The sequence below is a fragment of the Micromonospora sp. B11E3 genome (genome assembly GCF_039871625.1).
In the GTDB taxonomy this organism is placed as follows: Bacteria; Actinomycetota; Actinomycetes; order Mycobacteriales; family Micromonosporaceae; genus Micromonospora.
Window position 1 is genome coordinate 1 of the sequence record NZ_JBDPMC010000054.1, and the last position, 18,890, is coordinate 18,890.

Annotated in this window: 20 protein-coding genes; 8 read left to right on the top strand and 12 right to left on the bottom strand. The window is 73.3% G+C overall.

Going from position 1 to position 18,890, the window contains the following annotated elements; genetic code table 11:
• Positions 1–61: 61 nt before the first annotated feature.
• From ABGB16_RS23400 to ABGB16_RS23425, 6 genes are all read right to left on the bottom strand, one after another.
• Entirely contained in the window at positions 62–835 is a 774-nt protein-coding gene (locus ABGB16_RS23400) for a 4-oxalocrotonate decarboxylase (RefSeq protein WP_347670240.1), read from the bottom strand.
• Positions 836–905: 70 nt separating this feature from the next.
• Complete coding sequence (locus ABGB16_RS23405) at positions 906–1,697, bottom strand: fumarylacetoacetate hydrolase family protein (protein WP_347670241.1); 792 nt, start codon at positions 1,695–1,697, stop codon at positions 906–908.
• Positions 1,694–3,175, bottom strand: a complete 1,482-nt coding sequence (locus ABGB16_RS23410; RefSeq protein WP_347670275.1) for a 2-hydroxymuconic semialdehyde dehydrogenase — start codon at positions 3,173–3,175, stop codon at positions 1,694–1,696. The genes ABGB16_RS23405 and ABGB16_RS23410 overlap by 4 nt, the downstream gene beginning before the upstream one ends.
• Positions 3,176–3,198: 23 nt before the next feature.
• On the bottom strand, positions 3,199–4,536 hold the full coding sequence (locus ABGB16_RS23415; RefSeq protein ID WP_347670242.1) for an NAD(P)/FAD-dependent oxidoreductase: 1,338 nt from the start codon (positions 4,534–4,536) through the stop codon (positions 3,199–3,201).
• Positions 4,533–5,810, bottom strand: coding sequence for a kynureninase (gene kynU / locus ABGB16_RS23420; protein ID WP_347670243.1), 1,278 nt, complete (start codon positions 5,808–5,810; stop codon positions 4,533–4,535). The genes ABGB16_RS23415 and kynU overlap by 4 nt, the downstream gene beginning before the upstream one ends.
• A gap of 14 nt (positions 5,811–5,824) precedes the next feature.
• Positions 5,825–6,730, bottom strand: a complete 906-nt coding sequence (locus tag ABGB16_RS23425; RefSeq protein WP_347670244.1) for a tryptophan 2,3-dioxygenase family protein — start codon at positions 6,728–6,730, stop codon at positions 5,825–5,827.
• A 146-nt stretch (positions 6,731–6,876) separates the two neighbouring features.
• On the opposite strand from ABGB16_RS23425, the gene ABGB16_RS23430 reads away from it, so the two are divergent.
• From ABGB16_RS23430 to ABGB16_RS23440, 3 genes are all read left to right on the top strand, one after another.
• On the top strand, positions 6,877–7,329 hold the full coding sequence (locus ABGB16_RS23430) for an Lrp/AsnC family transcriptional regulator (RefSeq protein ID WP_347670245.1): 453 nt from the start codon (positions 6,877–6,879) through the stop codon (positions 7,327–7,329).
• Between the two features lie 133 nt (positions 7,330–7,462).
• A complete protein-coding gene (locus ABGB16_RS23435; protein WP_347670246.1) occupies positions 7,463–7,984 on the top strand; it encodes a hypothetical protein in 522 nt (173 codons plus the stop codon).
• Positions 7,985–8,243: 259 nt separating this feature from the next.
• Positions 8,244–9,014 (top strand): class F sortase, encoded by a 771-nt coding sequence (locus ABGB16_RS23440; protein WP_347670276.1) that lies wholly within the window; start codon positions 8,244–8,246, stop codon positions 9,012–9,014.
• Between the two features lie 42 nt (positions 9,015–9,056).
• Here the strand turns inward: ABGB16_RS23440 and ABGB16_RS23445 are convergent, their stop codons facing one another.
• Positions 9,057–9,599 (bottom strand): HNH endonuclease, encoded by a 543-nt coding sequence (locus tag ABGB16_RS23445; RefSeq protein ID WP_347670247.1) that lies wholly within the window; start codon positions 9,597–9,599, stop codon positions 9,057–9,059.
• A 297-nt stretch (positions 9,600–9,896) separates the two neighbouring features.
• Between ABGB16_RS23445 and ABGB16_RS23450 the strand changes: the two genes are divergently transcribed.
• Entirely contained in the window at positions 9,897–10,931 is a 1,035-nt protein-coding gene (locus tag ABGB16_RS23450) for a mechanosensitive ion channel family protein (RefSeq protein ID WP_347670277.1), read from the top strand.
• Positions 10,932–11,184: 253 nt separating this feature from the next.
• A complete protein-coding gene (locus ABGB16_RS23455; RefSeq protein ID WP_347670248.1) occupies positions 11,185–12,561 on the top strand; it encodes an MFS transporter in 1,377 nt (458 codons plus the stop codon).
• Positions 12,562–12,751: 190 nt separating this feature from the next.
• Here ABGB16_RS23455 and ABGB16_RS23460 read toward each other — a convergent pair whose 3' ends face one another.
• The gene (locus ABGB16_RS23460; protein ID WP_347670249.1) at positions 12,752–13,684 is read right to left on the bottom strand and encodes an RNA-guided endonuclease TnpB family protein; all 933 of its coding nucleotides are present in this window, start codon (positions 13,682–13,684) and stop codon (positions 12,752–12,754) included.
• Positions 13,685–13,768: 84 nt separating this feature from the next.
• Here ABGB16_RS23460 and ABGB16_RS23465 point away from each other — a divergent pair, with 84 nt between their 5' ends.
• A complete protein-coding gene (locus ABGB16_RS23465; protein ID WP_347670250.1) occupies positions 13,769–14,188 on the top strand; it encodes a globin in 420 nt (139 codons plus the stop codon).
• 79 nt (positions 14,189–14,267) lie between these two features.
• Here ABGB16_RS23465 and ABGB16_RS23470 read toward each other — a convergent pair whose 3' ends face one another.
• The 4 genes from ABGB16_RS23470 to ettA all read right to left on the bottom strand — a co-directional run bounded on the left by ABGB16_RS23470 (position 14,268) and on the right by ettA (position 17,873).
• Entirely contained in the window at positions 14,268–14,852 is a 585-nt protein-coding gene (locus tag ABGB16_RS23470; protein WP_347670251.1) for a YbjN domain-containing protein, read from the bottom strand.
• A 149-nt stretch (positions 14,853–15,001) separates the two neighbouring features.
• Positions 15,002–15,754 carry a hypothetical protein gene (locus tag ABGB16_RS23475; protein WP_347670252.1) on the bottom strand — a complete coding sequence of 251 codons (753 nt, stop codon included), beginning with the start codon at positions 15,752–15,754 and terminating at the stop codon, positions 15,002–15,004.
• Positions 15,751–16,194 carry a thioesterase family protein gene (locus ABGB16_RS23480; RefSeq protein WP_347670253.1) on the bottom strand — a complete coding sequence of 148 codons (444 nt, stop codon included), beginning with the start codon at positions 16,192–16,194 and terminating at the stop codon, positions 15,751–15,753. The genes ABGB16_RS23475 and ABGB16_RS23480 overlap by 4 nt, the downstream gene beginning before the upstream one ends.
• A gap of 2 nt (positions 16,195–16,196) precedes the next feature.
• Positions 16,197–17,873, bottom strand: coding sequence for an energy-dependent translational throttle protein EttA (ettA, locus tag ABGB16_RS23485; protein ID WP_347670254.1), 1,677 nt, complete (start codon positions 17,871–17,873; stop codon positions 16,197–16,199).
• A 212-nt stretch (positions 17,874–18,085) separates the two neighbouring features.
• Between ettA and ABGB16_RS23490 the strand changes: the two genes are divergently transcribed.
• Together ABGB16_RS23490 and ABGB16_RS23495 are read left to right on the top strand one after the other, a co-directional pair.
• Entirely contained in the window at positions 18,086–18,370 is a 285-nt protein-coding gene (locus tag ABGB16_RS23490; protein WP_347670255.1) for a hypothetical protein, read from the top strand.
• Positions 18,363–18,749, top strand: coding sequence for a hypothetical protein (locus ABGB16_RS23495; RefSeq protein ID WP_347670256.1), 387 nt, complete (start codon positions 18,363–18,365; stop codon positions 18,747–18,749). Before ABGB16_RS23490 ends, ABGB16_RS23495 begins: the two co-directional genes overlap by 8 nt.
• Positions 18,750–18,890 lie beyond the last annotated feature (141 nt).

Genomic DNA, 18,890 nt, shown 5'->3' on the forward strand with positions numbered 1-18,890 from the left:
CCCCGCAACCCCCCACCCCGCTCACGGAACCCCCACCCCGCTCACGGAACCCCCACCCCGCTCACGACGACGCCCGCAGGGCAGCGGTGCCGAGCGACTCCACGACGGCCCGCACATGGACGCCAGGAGCCAGCGGCACCGCGGCGGTGGCGGCCCCGGCCAGGAAGACCCAGCCCGACCGGAGGCGCACCCCGTGCCGCCCAACCAGGCGCACACCCTCGTCGAGCGCCCGACGGGGATCACCGAGGATCGCCGCCGTCGAACCGACCTGGGCCACCCGCCCGTCAACCTCCAGCAGCACGCCGAGGTTGTCCAGCCCGTCGGGCACGGCCGACCACGGCCCGACCACGAACGCCGCCGCCGAGGTGTTGTCGGCGATCACGTCGGGCAGGGAGAACGTGAAGTTGGCGTACCGGGAGTCGATCAGCTCGATCGCCGGGGCGACCGCGCGCACGGCGTCGGTGAAGGAGCCCATCGGCTCGCCCGGCTCGGGCAGCCGGTCCAGCAGGAACGCCACCTCCGGCTCGACCCGGGGGTGGATGTACGCCCCGACGTCCACGGTGCCGCCGTCGGGCACCCGCATGGCGTCGGTGAGCCGGCCCCAGATCACCTCGTTCACCCCGACCTGGGCCATCTTGGCCTTGCTGGTCAGGCCCATCTTCAGCCCGACCAGGCGCTCGCCCCGGCCCAGCCGGCGCTGCACGAGCGCGGTCTGCACGGCGTACGCGCCGTCGACGTCCAGCCCGGTCTCGGCGGCGAGCTGCGGGATCGCGGTGGCCGTGTCGGCGGCCACGCCCAGCCTCTCGGCGATCCCCGCGATGTCCGGCCCGATCACGCTGCCCCCTCCTGAGGACGCCGGCCCGCCAGGTCCAGCGCCACGTCCACGATCATGTCCTCTCGGCCGCTCATTGGGCCTCCCGGGAAAAACACGTCCGCACCGAGCCGAGCCCGGAGATCCGGGCCTCGTACGCCGCGCCGGGCGTCACCGGCACCATCGGGCCGAGGGCGCCGGAGAGCACCACGTCCCCGGCGCGCAGCGGGTCGCCGGCGCGGGCCGTCGTGCCGGCGAGCCAGGCCAGCGCGTGCAGCGGGTTGCCGAGGCAGGCCGCCCCGGCGCCGACCGAGACGGGCTCCCCGGCGTGTTCCAGGACCATCCCGCACAGCCGCAGGTCCACGTCGGCGAGCCGGCGCGGCGCGGTGCCGAGCACGAACAGCCCGCTGGAGGCGTTGTCGGCGACGGTGTCCACGATGGAGATGTCCCAGCCGGCGACCCGCGAGTCGACGATCTCGATGGCCGGCAGCAGGTGGTCGACCGCCCGGATCACGTCGACGGTGGTGACCCGCTCGTCGGTCAGGTCCGCGCCGAGCACGAAGGCGACCTCCGCCTCCACCCGCGGCTGGAGCAGCCGGCCGAGCGGCACCTCCGCGCCGTCGGCGACGGCCATGGCGTCGGTGAGCACCCCGAAGTCCGGCTCGTAGACGCCCAGGCTCTCCTGCACTGCGCGGGAGGTCAGCCCGATCTTCGCGCCCACGCGGCGCTCGCCCCGGTCGCGCCAGGCCCGCGCCTGGCGCTGCTGCACCTGGTACGCCGAGGCGACGTCCCCCTCCGGCAGCAGCCGCCCGCGCAGCGGCGGGCAGGGCTTCCCGCTCTCCCGGGCCTCGGTCAGCTCGCGTACCGCGCCGTCCAGATCGATCATTGCAGGTCCACGCAGACGTTGGTGAGTTCGGAGTAGAAGTCGAGGGAGTGCACGCCGCCCTCGCGGCCGATGCCGGACGCCTTCACCCCGCCGAACGGGGTGCGCAGGTCCCGCAGGAACCAGGTGTTGACCCAGACGATGCCGGCGTCCAGCCGGGCCCCGGCCCGGTGCGCCCGGCCGACGTCCCGGGTCCAGACCGTCGCCGCGAGGCCGTACTCGGTGCCGTTGGCCAGCGCGTACGCCTCGTCCTCGGCGTCGAAGGGCGCGACGTGCACCACCGGCCCGAAGATCTCCTCGCGGTTGGTCCGGGCGTCCGGGCCGAGCCCGGTCAGCACGGTCGGCTGCACGTACGCGCCCCCGTCGCGGGCGTCGCCGAAGCGCGGCGTGCCGCCCCCGGCGCGCACCTCGGCACCCTCCGCCCGGGCCAGGTCGTAGCAGCCGAGCACCTTGTCCCGGTGCTGGTGCGAGATCAGCGGCATGTTCACCGTGGCCTCGTCGGCCGGCCAGCCGTACGTCAGTCCGTCGGCCGCCTTCGCCAGCCGCTCGACGAACTCGTCGTGGACCGGGCGCTGCACGTAGATCCGCTCCGTGCAGAGGCAGACCTGGCCGCCGTTGGTGAAGCTGGACCGCACCGAGCCGGCGACCGCCGCGTCCAGGTCGGCGTCGGCGAAGACCAGGCCGGCGTTCTTGCCGCCCAGCTCGAAGGAGACGGCCTTCACGCCGTCCGCCGCCGCGCTCATGATCGCGCCGCCGGTGGCCGACTCGCCGGTGAACGTGATCGCGTCCACCCCCGGGTGTCGGGTCAGGAACTCTCCGGCCGAGTCGGGGCCGAAGCCGTGCACCAGGTTGAACACCCCGTCCGGTACGCCGGCGGCGGCCATCACCTCGGCGAGCAGCGTCGCCGAGGCGGGGGTCTCCTCGCTGGGCTTGACCACGACGGCGTTGCCGCAGGCCAGGGCCGGGGCGACCTTCCAGGTGAGCAGCAGCAACGGCAGGTTCCACGGCACGATGACCGCGACCACGCCGACCGGCTTGCGGACGGCGTAGTTCAGCGCCCGGCCGCCGGCCGGGGTGACCGTGGTGAACGACTCGGTCGGCGCGGTCGCCACGATCTCGGCGAACGCCCGGAAGTTGGCCGCGCCGCGCGGGACGTCCAGCGTGCGGGCCTGGCTGATGGACTTGCCGGTGTCGGCCACCTCGGCGGTGACCAGGTCGTCGAAGCGGCGCTCCAGCTCGTCGGCGATGCGGCGCAGCACCTCGGCGCGCTCCCGCTCCCCCGTCCGTCCCCACGGCCCGCGCAGGGCCGCCCGGGCGGCGGCGACCGCGTCGTCCACGGTGGACCGGTCGGCCTCGACGACCTCGAAGACCGGCTCACCGGTCACCGGGCTGCGCTTGGCGAAGCGCCGCCCGGCGGCCACGAACTCCCCGTCGACGAAGTTGCGCAGCAGGGCCGGCCCGCCGGGCGCCCGCCCGGCCATCAGCCTCGCGTCCCAGTCGACGGTCATCGCCGCCGCCCCCGGGTGACCGCCGCCCCGACCGCCCCGGCCAGCAGCGCCGCCGCTCCCGCGGCCACCGTCCCGAGCGCCCGGTGCTGGCGGCGGACGCGCCGCCGGACGTCGGAGTACGGGGTGGTGGAGAAGGAGACCAGCTCGTACTGGGAGACGTACCGGCCGGGCAGCGTCCGCTCCAGCGCGTGCTCGACCCGCCGCCGGGCCTGGAACACCGGAGAGGCGACCTTGTCCCGCATCTCCACGAAGTTCGCCAGCGCCATCCGGGCGATCGCCTCCGCGTTGGCCTGCCGCCGCGCCTGGAACAGCGGCAGCGCCGCCGCCCAGTCCTCGCCGCACTCGTCGAGGCAGCGGTCCAGCTCCACCACGTCCTCGAACGCGCAGTTGGCGCCCTGGCCGTAGAACGGGACGATGGCGTGCGCGGCGTCGCCGAGCAGGCAGACCCGGCCGTGCACCTGCCACGGAATGCAGCGCACCGTGCCGAGCACGCCCACCGGGTTGTGCTGGTAGTCGTCGACCAGGTTCGGCGCCAGCGGGACGAGGTCCGGGTAGTGGGTGGCGAAGTGCCGCTCGATCGCGGCCGGGCTGGTCAGCGAGGCGAAGCTCGCCGTGCCGTGGGTGGGCCAGAACAGGGTGCAGGTGAAGGAGCGGTCCGGGTTGGGCAGCGCGATCATCATCGAGGTGCCGCGCGGCCAGATGTGCAGCGCCGCGGGGTCGAGGGCGAACTCGCCGCCGAGCGGCGGGATCGTCAGCTCCTTGTAGCCGTAGTCGAGGAAGTCGAGGCTCTCGCCCAGCACCCCGTACGCGAGCAGCTGCCCGCGCACGGCGGAGCCGGCCCCGTCAGCGCCGAGGACGACCGGCGCGGCGGCCGTGACCTTGCCCTGCGGCGTCTCGAAGGTCATCTCCCCGGTCGCCGGGTCGAGGCCGACCAGCCGGTGGTCGAAGGCGGTCCGCACCCCCGGCAGCGCGTCGGCGGCGCTGAGCAGGGCGTTGTTCAGCGCGCCCCGGCTGATCGAGTTGATCGCCCGGTCCCCGGCGGCGCTGTACGACTGGAACTGCGGCTCGCCCGCCACGGGGTGGATCATCCGGCCGCGCATCGGCAGCGCGTCGGCCATCACCTGCCGGTCCAGGCCGATCCGGCGCAGCGCGTCGAGCCCCCGCTCGGACAGCGCCAGGTTGATCGAGCGGCCCCGCTCGACCCGGCCGGCGCGCGGGTCCGGTCGCCGCTCGTAGAGCGCGACCCGGTGGCCGCGCCGGGCCAGGAAGCAGGCCAGCAGACAGCCGGCCAGCCCCGCGCCGACCACCGCGATCTCGTCGGGTTCCGCTGTCATGGTTGGTTCTCCACGGTCGTGGCCAGCGCGTCGGCGACCCGCCAGCAGTCGTGGTACGTCGAGTAGAGCGGCACCGGGGCGAACCGGACGACGTCCGGCTCCCGCGCGTCGGCGATCACGCCGTGCTCGTGCCGCAGCCGCTTGGTCAGCTCGTTGGCGCTGCCCACGCCGATGCGCACCGAGAGCTGGCAGCCCCGCCGGTCCGGTTCGCGCGGGGTCACCACGGTCAGCGGCCGGTCGGCGGTGACCTCGTCGAGCAGCCGTTCCAAATACCCGGTGAGCCGCACGCTGCGCTCGCGCAGCGCCGGCATCCCGACGGAGTCGAACAGCTCCAGCGACGTCCGCACCGGCCCCATCGCGAAGATGGGCGGGTTGGAGACCTGCCACGCCTCCACGGTGGCCGGTGGCCGGGAGACGGGGGCCATCTCGAACCGGGTGCCGGCCTCGGTGCTCCACCAGCCCTCGAAGCGGGGCAGGTCGGCCCGGCCGAGGTGCCGCTCGTGGACGAACGCGCCGGCCAGCGCGCCCGGCCCCGAGTTGAGGTACTTGTACGAACACCAGGCGGAGAAGTCGACGTCCCAGTCGTGCAGCGCCAGCGGCACGTTGCCGGCGGCGTGCGCCAGGTCCCAGCCGACGACCGCCCCGGCGGCCCGGCCGGCGGCCGTGATCGCGGGGATGTCCAGCAGCTCGCCGGTGAGGTAGTTGACCCCGCCGAGCAGCACCAGCGCGACGGTGTGCCCCTCGGCGGCGAGGAACTCCACGACGTCGGACGTGCGCAGCGTGTCCTCGCCGGGGCGCGGCCTGAGCCGCACGACGGTGGCGTCCGGGTCCAGGCCGTGGAAGCGGGCCTGGCTGCGCACGGCGTAGCTGTCCGACGGGAAGGCCGTGTCCTCGATGACGATCCGGGACCGCTCCCCCGCCGGCCGGTAGAAGCTGACCATCAGCAGGTGCAGGTTGACCGTGAGGGAGTTCATCACCACGGCCTCCGCGGGCCGGGCGCCGACCAGCCGGGCGACCGGGCCGGTCAACAGCTCGTGGTACGGCAGCCAGGGCCGCGGCGCCTCCAGGTGCCCCTCGACTCCCAGCCGGCGCCACGCGTCCAGGTCGGCCAGCAGCTCGTCGCGGGTGGCCCGGGGCTGCAGCCCGAGGGAGTTCCCGGCCAGGTAGGCGGCCTCGGGGTAGCGCCCGCCGTCGGCCGGGGGCACGTGGAACAGGTGCCGGCGCCCGGGGTCGGCGGCGTCGAGTCTCCGCGCTTCTTCTTCGGGGGTGTGCATGTCTCGCTCTCCGCTCACATAGCGGTCCGGGCCGACCACAGCTCGGGGAAGACCACCCGGGCCATGCTGCGCTGCAACCACGCCAGGCCCGCCGAGCCGCCGCTGCCGACCTTGGCGCCCATGCTGCGCTGCACCGCCTTGAGGTGGTTCCACCGCCAGTCGCCGAACTGCTCGGCCACCTCGGTCAGCGCCTCGCCGAGCAGGCGCAGGTGGTTGTCCGGGCCGCCGCCGTCGGCGTAGACGGTCACCCACGCCGCCGCCACGGCCGGGTGCGGCTGGTGCTCCTCGGCGACGTCCCGGTCGAGCACCTCGGCGGGCAGGTCGAAGCCGCAGCGGGCGAGCAGGGCCAGCACGTCGTCCCAGAGGCTGGGGGCGGCCAGGGCGGCGCGCAGTTCGCCGTACACCTCGGTCTGCCGGCGGAACGGCCGGACCAGGGCCGCGTCGCGCAGGCCGAGCAGGAACTCCAGGTGCCGGTACATGGCCGACTGGAAGCCGGAGCCCTCGCCGAGCAGGTTGCGGAACCGGTTGAAGTCGGCGGGGGTCATCCAGCGCAGCCCCTTCCAGGCCGCGTTGAGCCCTTCGAGGTGCAGGGCGGCCCGGCGCAGCGGGGCGAGGGCGTCCCACACCCGGTCGGCGCGCAGGCAGCGCTGCGCCTCGCGCAGCTCGTGGCAGGTCAGCCCGAAGTACAGCTCCATGATCTGGCTGACCATCAGGAAGGACATCTCGCCCGGGTCGTCGCTGAGCGGCTGCTGCAACCGGTGCAGGGTGCTCGCGCGCACGTACGTGTCGTAGGGCACCCGCTCGGCGAACTCCAGGGTCGGCTTGCCGCCGTTGCGGGCTGCCTTGGCCGCGCGCTGTTGGGGGGTGACCGGACGCACCGCCGCGGCCAGCGTGGGCGCCCGCAGGTCCGTCTGCTCCACCTGTCGTCTCCATCCATGTGCCGGGTAACGTCATGATCTCGCGGGTAATACGCCGGACGGAATGCCGGATCAACGGCGCTTCGACCGTCTGACCTGCGGCGCGTAAGGCCAAGAAGGCCTCGTGGTTTCGGAGGGGAAGGTTGAGCGTGGACGACATGGACTGGGCGCTGCTGCGCGAACTGCAGGCCGACGCGCGCCTGTCGTTCAGCGAGCTGTCCCGCCGGGTGCACCTGTCGCCGCCGGCGGTGGCCGAGCGGGTCCGCCGCCTGGAGGAGTCCGGCGTCATCACCGGCTACCACGCGCACGTCGACCTGGCCCGCGCCGGCCGGGCCGTGGTCGCGCTGATCCGGATGTCCTGCTACGGCTCCCGCTGCATCCTCAACGACCCCGACGTGGCGGGCTGGCCCGAGATCATGGAGATCCACCGGATCACCGGGGACGCGTGCAGCATGCTCAGGGTGGCGGCCGGCTCGATCACCGAGTTCGAGGGGGTGATCGACCGCCTCGCCCCGTACGGCCAGCCGTCCAGCACGATGGTCCTGTCCACCCCTCTCGGCTGGCACCCGGTCACCCCGTTGAGAGGAAGGGCCCCTTCCTGACGCGTTCGGTACGGGAAGGGCCCCTGCCGACACCCCCGCACCGCCGGCCGGGCGGGTTTGGCCCGGGGTCACGGGGAAAGCAGAGCACGCTCACCCGTCGATTTCCGGTGTTCCACACCGGGAGGGGGGAACCATGCGGGGGCTCACCGTCTCACCTCGTGTCCTGTCGGCCGTGCTGACCGTGCTCGGCCTGGTCGGGGCGTTCGTCCTGGCCACCGCCGCCCCGGCGCGGGCCGGGCAGAACACCTTCGTCGAGGTCACCCCGAACAGCGCGCAGGCCGGCACCCGGGTCAGCATCCGGGCCAGCTGCGACAACGACAACCGACGGCAGGCGGAGGTACGCTCCGACGCCTTCGGGCGGGTCGTCGTCCGCCCGGACAACGGCTTCCTGACCGGCGCGGTCACCATCCCCGCCAGCAAGGAACCGGGCGACTTCCCGGTCGACCTGCGCTGCCCGAACGGCAACACGGCGCAGACCACGCTCACGGTGCTGAACATGACGCAGCCGAGCAAGGGCCCGAACACCGGTCTCGGCGGCACGTCCGGGGGCCGGGGCACCGCCGCGCTGCTGCTGGTCGGTGGGCTGGCCGTGGCGGCCATGGCGGCCGGGTTCGGCGCGTTCGGCGGCCGTGGACGGACCGGAACGCGTTCCTGACGAGGCACCTGTCATGGCCCGCCGACGTACGCGTGACGCCCCGGCGCGGAACCGCCGCGCCGCCGCGCGGACGCCCGACCGCACCCCGGGACACGGCGCCGCGGGACGCGGCGCCGCGGGACGCGGCGCCGCGGGACACAGCGCCGCGGGACACAGCGCCGCGGGACACGATGCCGCCGCGCGGACGCCCGACCGCCGCGGCACCGGCCTGCCGCCCGGCAGCCGCCCGGCCGAGCGGGCGCCGGGCCGGGTCCGGGCGGTGGCGTGGCTCGCGGTCCGGGGCTGCCGGCGGTTCGCCCGCGTCGCCGGCCAGTCCTGCTCGGCGAGCGTCGCCACGGCCGACCCGGCCACCCGGCCCGTCCCCCCGAACGCCGTGCGGCCCGGGGCGGACGCGGGGCGGCGGGCGGTCGCGCGCCGGGGGCCGGGCGCGCCCGTGCTCGTGGTCGCCGCCCTGATGACGCTGATCCTGGCGATGCTGGGCACGCAGCGGCTGACCGGCTACACCGTGCTGCCGGACCGGTTCGTGGTCGGGCTCCGACCGCCGCCGAAGAAGTTCCCGGTGCTGCCGGCCAGCCGGCCGACCGGCCTCGCGATCAGCTCCATCGACCTCGACGCCCCCGTGCACGACGTCGGCATCGCGCCCGACGGCACGATCGGGGTGCCGGACGCCGGCCGCGCCCAGGAGGCCGGCTGGTACGACCAGGGCCCGACCCCCGGGCAGTACGGCCCGGCGGTGATCGTCGGGCACGTCGACACCCGGACCGGGCCGGCGGTCTTCCACGAGCTGAAGAGCATGCGCTCCGGCGACCGGATCGAGGTCCGCCGGGCGGACGGGTCGGTGGCGGTCTTCGAGGTGGACTCGGTGCACCGGTACGACAAGGAGAAGCTGCCGGTGGACGAGGTGTTCGGCGACTTCAGCCGGCCGCGGCTGCGGCTGATCACCTGCGGCGGGCGCTGGGTCGGCGGCGAGACCGGGTACGCCGACAACGTCGTGGTCTACGCGTCCCTGGTCAAGGCCCGCAACCCGTGAGCCCGGGGCGTCCCGGTCGACGGGGCCGACCACCGGAACCGCTCAGGCCGCCACCTCGGCCTCGGGCTCGCGCAGGTCGAGCCAGTCGGCCCAGCGCGGGTCGGGGACCCGGTGCCCGAGCACCCGCCAGGCCGTCCCCTTCGGGGCGGCCGGGAGGGCGTACAGCCGCCAGCCCAGCTCGGCCGGGGTCTTGTCGCCCTTGGTGTGGTTGCACCGCGCGCAGGCGGCCACCACGTTCTCCCAGGCGTGCCGGCCGCCCCGGCTGCGGGGGAAGACGTGGTCGATGGTCTCGGCCGGGCCCCGGCAGTACGCGCACCGCCAGCCGTCGCGGGCGAAGATCGCGCGGCGGGACAGCCCGACGTGGGTGCGGTAGGGCACCCGGACGAACCGGGTGAGCCGGACCACCGAGGGCACCGGGAGCGCGCTGCGGGCGCTGTGCAGGACGCCGTCGCCGTCCGCGACGCAGACGGCCTTGGCGGACAGCACGAGGATCGCGGCGCGACGCACCGACACGACACACAGCGGCTCGTAGGTGGCGTTGAGGACCAACGCTCCGGAGCCCACCGTGGGTCGTATGTCAGGCATCGCGCTCACCCTCCCGGTCCAGCCGCTCCCGCCGGTGGTCGCGCCGGACGCACGCCCGCACACGGCGGAACCACACCCGACGCCGGCGGGATCACCCACGTCCGTTGCGCCAATCGTCCCTGATAAGGCCCCGGATTGCACGTACTAATCGGGGGTCCCTCGTGAAGCTCTTTCGGACCGTGTCAGGATGACCGGTTCCGCACGGTTACGCGGTGACGGGGCGTACGGGATGGCGGGTCCGCCAGCGGGCGGTCACCGGCGGTGCGGTACGAAAGCAGGGTGAGTGTCGCCAGCCTGATGTCCGCCGCCCTGTCCCTTCCCGATCCGAGCGCCAGCCCGAGCGCCGACTGCAAGGGCAGCACCTCCTGCGAGTGGTTGTACGACACGACCGGCTCGGCCTGGTTCGCCGAGGGCAGCTACTGGATCCTGCTCAAGCCGCTGCGGGTCGTGCTGATCCTGGCGGTCGCCTTCGCGGCCCGCTGGGCGCTGCACCGAACGATCAACCGGCTGGTCCGCACCACGACCGAGGGCGCCGTGCCGACGCTGCTGCGCCCGCTGCGCGAGCGGGTGCCGAGCGCCGCGCCGGAGGACGGCGACTTCGTCCCCGAGCGGCGACGGCAGCGGGCCGAGGCCATCGGCTCGGTGCTGCGCAGCACGGTGAGCGCGTTCGTCTTCGGCATCGCGCTGCTGATGATCCTGCGCGAGTTCAGCTTCGACCTGGCGCCGCTGCTGGCCAGCGCGGGAATCGCCGGCGTCGCGCTCGGCTTCGGCGCGCAGAGCCTGGTCAAGGACCTGATCGCCGGCCTTTTCATGCTGGTGGAGGACCAGTACGGCGTGGGCGACACGGTCGACCTGGGCGAGGCCACCGGCGTCGTGGAGGCGGTGGGGCTGCGGGTCACCACGGTCCGGGACGGCCGGGGCGTGCTCTGGTACATCCGCAACGGTGAGATCATCCGGGTGGGGAACAAGAGCCAGGGCTGGGCCCTGGTGGTGGTCGACCTGCCGATCGGGTTCGCCGGCACCGAGGAGGCGAGCGCGGTGCTGCGTACGGCCGCGGCGGCGGTGGCGATGGACCCGGACCTGGCGCCGGAGATCGTCGAGCCGCCGGAGGTGCTGGGTGTCGAGCAGATGACCGTGGAGGGCGCGGTGATCCGTACCGTCGTGAAGACCACCGCGGACGGGCAGTTCGCGGTGGGCCGGGAGCTGCGCCGACGGCTCGCCGAGGCGCTGGAGAACTCCGGGATCACCGCCCGGATCGCGGCCCGCCTCTACCCTGGCGTGACGGTGCGGGTGCCCGAGGCGGACGGCACCGGTCAGGGCGGCGCCACCTGAGCCGTTCGAGGCGCTCCGGGAGCTGCGGAAACAAGCGACCGTCGATCCTGTCTCGCCACCGCGCCAACCCTCGGGTATCGTCCGTTCGTTCAGTCGGAGATGCGACGATCTAGCCGTTCACCCTAGCCAGCTCTCAGACGATCGGGCAGAATCCGGTACGCACGTTCCCTGCCGGGCGTGCTCACGTCTCGCTGATCCGTAGATCTGACGACGGTTCCCGGGCAGGTCACCACGAGTGGTCGCGGCGGGGGCGATGGAGGCCACGGTGTCCGACGAGCGACCCTCCCAGGAAGGGCCGGCCACCTTCCGCGAGGTGTTCGCCCAACGGGAGTACAAAGCGGTCTACGCCGCCAGCGCGCTCTCCTGGATCGGCGACTTCATCGCCAAGGCCGCGGTGACCGTGCTGGTCTACCGCGAGACGCAGTCCGTGGGCTACTCGGCCGCCGCCTTCGCGGTCAGCTTCCTGCCCTGGTTGATCGGCGGGCCGCTGCTGGCCACCTTGGCCGAGCGGTACCGCTACCGCTCGGTCATGGTCGCGTGCGACCTGATCCGGATGGCCCTGATGGTGCTGATCGCCATCCCGGACGCCCCGGCCTGGCTGATCCTCTGCCTGCTCTTCGCGACCACCCTGGCCAACCCGCCGAGCCAGGCCGCCCGGTCCGCGCTGATGCCGCTCATCCTCACCGGCGACCGGCTGGTCGTCGGGCTGTCGCTGAACAGCAGCACCGGGCAGGCCGCCCAGGTGCTCGGCTACCTGATCGGCGCGGCCATCGCGGCCGTCAACCCGACCGCCGCCCTGCTGATAAACGCCGCCACCTTCGCCGTCTCGGCGGCCCTGGTGCGGTTCGGCGTCCGCGACCGGCCGCCGGCGATGAGCGCCGCGCACCGCAGCCACCTGCTGCGCGAGACGGGCGAGGGTTTCCGGATCGTCTTCGGCACCCCGGTGCTGCGGGCGATCGCCCTGCTGGTGTTCAGCTCCATGCTCTTCTCGATCGTGCCGGAGGGGCTGGCCGCGGCCTGGGCCCGGGAGGGCGCCAGCGGCAGCCTGGACACGGGCGCGGCGCAGGCCGTGATCATGGCCGCCAACCCGGTCGGCTTCATCCTGGGCGGGCTGCTCGTCAGCCGGACGGTCGCCCCGGCCCGCCGGCTGGTCCTGATCCGACCGCTCGCGGTGCTGGCCCCGCTGACCCTGGTGCCGGCGCTGCTGGACCCGCCGCCGCTGGTGGTGGCCCTGCTCGCCGGGCTCTGCGGCTTCGCGGTCGCCGGGCTGCTCCCGGTCGCCAACGGGCTCTTCGTCCGGGCGCTGCCCAACGGCTACCGGGCTCGCGCCTTCGGCGTGATGGCCACCGGGGTCCAGGTCACCCAGGGGGCGGCCGTGCTCGTCACCGGGCTGCTCGCCGAGCGGGTCGCCATCCCCACGGTGGTCGGCGTGTGGAGCGCCGCCGGGGTGCTGCTGATGGTGCTGACCGTCACGGCCTGGCCGAGACGGGAGACGATCGACGCGGCGGTCGAGGCCGCCAGGAACGGCGTGGTGCCCGCGGCCGTCCAGCCGCGCCAGCCCGTCGAGGGCAGCGAGCCGCTCGACGGCCTGCCCGGCGAGCGGGGCCGGACCAGCCAGGCGGTGAGCTGAGCGCCCACGGCGGTCGCCCGCACCGCGTCAGCCGTCGACCCCGCCGCTGCGGTGTCCGCCCGTCCCAGCGCCCCGGTGGCGCCGCGCGGGCCCGCGCTGTGACGCGGTCGGCACCCACCCCGGCCGGTACGGTCCCGCCGGTTCCCGCGGCGCCGCCTGGCAGGATGGAGCGTTGACATCCTCCCCCCGCCTAAAGGCGGGGGATTCCCACCCTCGCGGGTTGGGGTTCCTGGTTCACCGCAGACCGCACGGAAGGAGATCCCCCGTGTCTGACGTCCGCTCCGCAGGCGTTTTGCGTCTCGACCAGCCCGGCCGCGACGGCGATGTTCTGTGCGGCGTTGACGTCCCGGTCATGCCAGGTGCCGCAACTCGGACACGTCCAGTGGCGTGTGCCGAGGGCCACCTTCCGTTTGGCTTTGGCGCGGTTGGCGGAGCCCTTCCGTTTGCGGGTCATCATCCGCTGATACCGCTTGAGTCGGCGCTCCCGCCGCTCCATGTGCCTCGGGTGCGGGATGCGCTCGCCGGTGGACAGCACCGCGAAGTCGGCCAGGTTGAGGTCCACACCCACCACCTGGCCGGTGGGTTCGGGTGCGGTGGGTGTCTCGACGTCGACGGCGAAGGTCACAAACCAGCGGCCGTCCGGGTCACGCGACACCGTCACCATCGTCGGATCCAACCCGGCGGGATCCACGCCGGGCCACGACCACACGAAACGCAGCGCACCGGGTGTCTTTCCCAGCGTCAGGTTCCCGCTACGCAAGCGGAACGCCGAGCGGGTGTAGGAGGCGGACTGGCGGCCGTGGCGGGACTTGTACCGCGGGTACCGGGCACGCTTGGCGAAGAAGGCGGTCATGGCGGTGTGCTGGTGCCGCAGCGTCTGCTGCAACGGCACCGACGACACCTCACCCAGAAACGCCAGGTCGGGCTGCTTCTTCATCTCCGTCAGCGCCCGATCCGTCTCCGCGTACGAGGTCGATCTGCCCTCAGCGCGGTAACGAGCATGACGGGCGGCAAGAGTGCGGTTCCACACCACCCGGACACAGCCGAACGTGCGGTTCAGCACCACCGCCTGCTCCGGGGTCGGATACGCCCGACACCTGTACGCCGTCCGCACAAGGCTCATCCAACCAGAAAGGACAATCATGGCTGACAACGCCTCCGCCACTTTTTCCGGCCCTGAAGGACAGGGCATCCTGGCGGCGATCCGGTGAATCCCGCAGGTGAGTCCGGGCGTCCCGTGACCCTCTTCGAGGCGGTCGGCGGCGAGCCCACCTTCCGCAAGCTGGTGGACGAGTTCTACGCCGGCGTCGCCACCGACCCGCTGCTGCGCCCGATGTACCCGGAGGAGGACCTCGGCCCCGCGGCGGACCGGCTGACGCTGTTCCTGATGCAGTACTGGGGCGGCCCCTCCACCTACTCCGCGCAGCGGGGGCATCCCCGGCTGCGGATGCGGCACGCCCCGTTCCGCATCGGGGCGGCCGAGCGCGACGCCTGGCTGCACCACATGCGCCGGGCGGTCGACCGGCTGGACCTGCCGCCGGACATCGCCACCGCGCTCTGGGACTACCTGGAGCGGGCCGCGTTCTTCATGGTGAACACGCTGGACGACCCGGCGGGCACCGCCTGAGCGGCTCCGCCGAGCACGGAACCCGCCCTCGGCACGACGCCGCCCGGGCCGCCATTGCCCGGCCCGGGCGGTTCGCGGATCAGAGCAGGGCACCCTCGTCGTGCAGCCAGTCCACAAAGGTCGTCGCCACGGCCGCCCCGCAGTCGAGCATCTCCACCAGCAACGCGTCGTGCGCGCCGGCGCCGAGCGGCACCTGGAGCTCGGCGTAGATCGGCAACTGCCCCCGCTCGGTGGGATCGCCGATGTAGGCCTTGCAGAACCGTCGCGTGTGGTTCCACTCGTTGACCACCCGGTACGCCCGGTCGGCCCAGTCCGGCGGAACGGTCGCGTGTGGACGGGCCCGCATCACCAGGATCTCGTCCTCCGGGCCCTCCAGGGTGACCAGCACCGCGTGCCGCTCCCACATGGCCAGCAGGTTGCCGTCACCGTCGGCCAGGTAGCGCACGTCCAGCAGGTCGAGCGCGTCGCAGATCCGGCGGAGGGTGACCGGTGCGACGGCGGTCGACATGTCCGCGATCACCGGTCGGTCGGCGACCGGGCAGTCTTCCTCCGGCTGACGGGGGGCCGGCGGTCCGACCCGGACGGTGCTGTCCACTGTGATCCCGCTTCGAGTTTCCGGTTCGCCGCCACCGGCGGGACCGGGGCGCCATGACCACCACGGCATCGCTCGCGCACCTCACTCCCCAGCGGATCCAGTCGCCTACAGTGCGTTGGATCCGAGGATGGACGGTACCCGGACAGCCGAGTTGAAGCATCCCCCCAACGGCAGCACCAGGCCAGAAGAATGACCACAGGTCATCCGTTCGGATGAACTCAGAGCGCCGTTACGACAAGATCCGCAGCCTTCTGCGACCATACGGCTCCGTACGGCCCCACCAGGCCGACCCATCGGCCGGCCACCCGTACCTGAACATCGCCCGCGACCACGCCCGCCCGGCGCGGCGCCGCGGCACCGGGGCCACCACCGGGGCGCCCCAGGAAGCCCATCCGGACCAGACCCTGGACCAGCCGCTGGGCGACCTCGACGGGCGGGCCGGGCGGGTCCTCGGGCGTGACCACCACCGCGACGTGGTCGAGCAGCGCGTCCCGCAGCGCCCGCTGCCCCACCGCCCGGCCGGCCACCCCGTGCGCGGCGGCCTCCCGCAGGGTGCCCGCCGCCGCCTCCGCGATGCGCCACAGTTCCCCCGCCGGGACCGTCTCCACCGCCCGGCTCACCGCCGGCGGCAGCGGCCAGCGCCACTGGGCGTCCCGCCGGGTCGGCAGGGCGTCCCCGCCGGCCGCCAGCCCGGACAGCAGCTCCGCCGCGGCCACGGTCGCGTCGCCGCACCCCGCACCGGCCACCGTGCGCACGGCGAGCACGCCCCACGGCAGCCGGCCCCAGAGCGCCGTACGGCCGTCCGCGTCCGCGGGCGCGCCGGGCCGGGCCGCCGGGCGCAGCCGGACCAGCGCGGCCGGATCGAGGCGGACCAGCCGGGCCAGGAACGCGCCCGCGTCGGCGACCCCGTCCAGCCCGTGCCCCGCCCCGCCGGGGGCGAGGCGCCGGGACTGCGCCGGCGCCCCGCTCACGGCGCGCCCCCGGGGGCGTACGCGAGCAGGAACGCCCGCTCGGGCTCGGTGAGCCGCCGCGGCCGCTGCCCGGCCAGGTCGAACGGGACCAGCACGGAACGGGCGGTGCTGGCCAGCGCGTCCCCGTCGTACAGCTCGTAGCCGACGGTGAACCGCGAGTGCCGGATCTCCTCGACCCACATCTCGATGCGGACGGTCGGGGCCGCCTCGGCGGTGGCCCGACCCAGGGCGTAGTCGACCGGGCGCAGGTAGTCGACCTCGTGCCGGCGGATGACCACCCCGTCGGCGAACGAGCTCACCCCCCACGCCCGGGCGCCGGCGAACATCAACGCCACCCGCGCCTCCTCGTAGAGCGTGAGGAAGCGCGAGTTGTTGACGTGGCCGTACGCGTCCAGGTCGGACCAGCGCAGCGTGCAGTGGTAGACGAACCGGTCAGCCACGGTCAGTCGCGGGTGAGCTTGCGGTAGGTCACCCGGTGCGGACGGGCGGCCTCGGCGCCGAGCCGGTCGATCTTGTTCTTCTCGTACGCCTCGAAGTTGCCCTCGAACCAGAACCACTTCGCCGGGTTCTGGTCGTCGCCCTCCCACGCCAGGATGTGCGTGGCGACCCGGTCCAGGAACATCCGGTCGTGGGAGATGACCACGGCGCAACCGGGGAACTCCAGCAGGGCGTTCTCCAGGCTGGACAGGGTCTCCACGTCCAGGTCGTTGGTCGGCTCGTCGAGCAGGATCACGTTGCCGCCGATCTTGAGGGTCAGCGCCAGGTTGAGCCGGTTGCGCTCGCCGCCGGAGAGCACCTTGGTCGGCTTCTGCTGGTCCGGCCCCTTGAACCCGAACGCGGCGATGTACGCCCGCGACGGCATCTCGACCTTGCCCACCATGATGTGGTCCAGCCCGTCGGAGACGACCTCCCAGACCGTCTTGTCGCCGGCCAGGCCCTGCCGGTTCTGGTCGACGTACGACAGCGCGACGGTCTCACCGACCCGGACCTGGCCGTCGGTCGGCTGCTCCAGCCCGACGATGGTCTTGAACAGGGTGGTCTTGCCGACGCCGTTCGGGCCGATGATGCCGACGATGCCGTTGCGCGGCAGCGAGAAGGACAGGTCGTCGATGAGCACCCGGTCGCCGAAGCCCTTGGTCAGGTGGTTCGCCTCGATGACCGTGTTGCCCAGGCGGGGGCCCGGCGGGATCTGGATCTCCTCGAAGTCCAGCTTCCGGGTCTTCTCCGCCTCGGCGGCCATCTCGTCGTACCGGTCGAGGCGGGCCTTGGACTTGGTCTGCCGGGCCTTGGCGTTGGAGCGGACCCACTCCAGTTCCTCGGAGAGGCGCTTCTTCATCTTGGCGTCGCGGCGGCCCTCGACGGCCATCCGGGCGGCCTTCTTCTCGAGGTAGGTGGAGTAGTTGCCCTCGTACGGGTAGGTGCGGCCGCGGTCCAGCTCGAGGATCCAGTTGGCCACGTTGTCGAGGAAGTACCGGTCGTGGGTGATCGCGATGACCGTGCCGGCGTACTTGGCGAGGTGCTGCTCCAGCCACTGCACGCTCTCCGCGTCCAGGTGGTTGGTGGGCTCGTCGAGCAGCAGCAGGTCGGGCGCCTCCAGCAGCAGCTTGCACAGCGCCACCCGGCGGCGCTCACCACCGGAGAGCTGGGTGACGTCGGCCTCCGGCGGCGGGCAGCGCAGGGCGTCCATGGCCAGTTCGAGCTTGGAGTCGATGTCCCACGCGTCGGCGTGGTCCAGCTCCTCCTGGAGCCGGCCCATCTCCTCCATCAGCTCGTCGGAGTAGTCCGTCGCCATCTGCTCGGCGATCTTGTTGAACCGCTCCAGCTTGGCCTTGGTCTCGGCGACCGCCTCCTCGACGTTGCCGAGGACGGTCTTGGCGTCGTTGAGCGGCGGCTCCTGCGCCAGCATGCCGACGGTGTAGCCGGGCATGAGCCGGGCCTCGCCGTTGCTCGGCTGGTCCCACCCTGCCATGATCTTGAGGAGGCTGGACTTACCGGCGCCGTTCGGACCGACCACACCGATCTTGGCCCCCGGCAGGAAGTTCAGCGTCACGTTGTCGAGCACGACCTTGTCGCCGTGCGCCTTGCGCGCCTTTTCCAGGACGTAGATGAACTGGGCCACGGTGCGGGCTACCTCCGTAGGTTGCGACTGGGAGCCGGCGGGCGAGGGCGCGGGCCGGGAACTCCGCCCGCGGCCGCCGGCCGGTGGCCGGCCGCACGCACGCCATCCTCAATCCTGACAGGTACGGCACGCTGCGCCCACATCGCCCCGCCCCAGGCGTACGCGGGCGCGCCGCGTTGCCCGAGCCGGTATAACCGGATAGCGTCTCCGGTATGACCAGGAAGATCGCCATCAGCGTCCCGGACGACGTGGCGGAGCGGCTGGCCAAGGAGCCCAACGTCTCCGCGTTCATCACGGAGAGCGTGCGCCAACGGATGGCCGGGGAACGCACCCGCCGGGCGCTGCGGCAGGTGGGTTTCCAGCTCACGGAGGCGGGGTTGACCGAGGCCGGCCGGAAGCTCGACGAGGCGCAGGCGAAGATCACCCCGGAGTTGCGAGCGAAGGCGGCAGCACTGCTGAGCGAGGCGTCCCGCGGACGGTTGACGGTCCGTGACTGACGCCGGGCTGGTACTCGACACGGCGTCCCTGCTCGCGTACTCGGAGGGCGTCGAGGCGGTGGGCGAGCAGATCGCCAAGGTCGCGGACAGGCGGCAGTCCGTGATCATTCCTACGCTCTGCCTTGCCGCCGCCTACCGGCAGGTGACCAGCGACGGGTGGCCGCTCCTGGACATCGTCGGCGACCTGGAACAGGTGGTCGTCACGCCGGTCGAGCACGACATGTGCGCGATTCTCGGCGGCTGGTCCCGCAGCCTGGGCAGCACGGATCTGGCGCAGGCCGCGATGGAGGCCGCCCGCGCGACCACGCCGATCATGACGGATCGACGCGAGCTGCTCGGCGAGGTGCTGCCGAAGGAGTGGCCGATCATCGACCTCTGACAAGAGGGATGTCGGCAAGATCACTTTCGGGTTCGACGGGCACGAGCAGGGGTAACGAACTCCGGCACGGGGCACCAGACGCCGCAGCTACGCTCAGTACGCTCAATCGCGGTGTACCCGACAGCACCCGGAGGTGGCCGA